The sequence below is a fragment of the Tanticharoenia sakaeratensis NBRC 103193 genome (assembly GCF_000963885.1).
GTDB lineage: Bacteria > Pseudomonadota > Alphaproteobacteria > Acetobacterales > Acetobacteraceae > Tanticharoenia > Tanticharoenia sakaeratensis.
The window spans coordinates 1-669 of sequence record NZ_BALE01000086.1 but is presented as its reverse complement, the minus strand read 5'-3'; the positions used below and the strand labels follow the sequence as shown (position 1 = coordinate 669).

The 669-nt window shown below is 67.4% G+C and carries 1 protein-coding gene; it reads left to right on the top strand.

What is annotated here, in order from left to right; genetic code table 11:
• Positions 1-34: 34 nt before the first annotated feature.
• A partial coding sequence (locus B8446_RS15935; RefSeq protein WP_048851366.1) for a DeoR/GlpR family DNA-binding transcription regulator occupies positions 35-669 on the top strand: 635 nt, incomplete at its 3' end.

The window sequence follows — 669 nt, the reverse complement described above, 5'->3', positions numbered from 1 at the left end:
GGAGACCAGAGGGCATGATGACAGGGCTGGGAGCATGAGCGAGGCGGCACCGGAGCTGATCACGCGGCGACGCGAGACCACCCAGCGGCAGCAGCGGATCCTGGACCTCCTGTTCGAGACCGGCGGGGCCAGCATCGACGATCTGGCCACGCGCTTTGCCGTCAGCCGGATGACGATCCATCGCGATGCGGATGCGCTTGTCCGGCAGGGCCTGATCAACAAGATCCATGGCGGCCTGACCGTCCGCAACCGCGCCACGGCCACCCGCAGCGTGTCCTACCGCCAGAGCCGCGCGCCGCACCTGAAGCAGGCGATCATCACGCAGGCCGTGGCCCGCATCGTCCCCGAACAGGTCCTGGTGCTGGATGATTCCACGACGGTTGCGGAAATGCTCCCGCTCCTGCCCGCCCGGGCGCCGCTGACCATCATCACCAACGCCATGGGCGTGATCCAGACGCTGTCGCCCTATGCCGGGCTGAAGCTGATCTGCATCGGCGGCGAATACAGCGCGCCCCGCAACGCCTTCTTCGGGCTGGTCAGCGAACAGGGCGCCCAGTCCCTGCGGGCCAACACGATGTTCCTGTCGACCTCGGTGATCCACGGCGCCACGGCTTTCCAGAACGACCAGGACGTGGTGATGGTCAAGCGCGCCCTGATGGGCATCGCCGA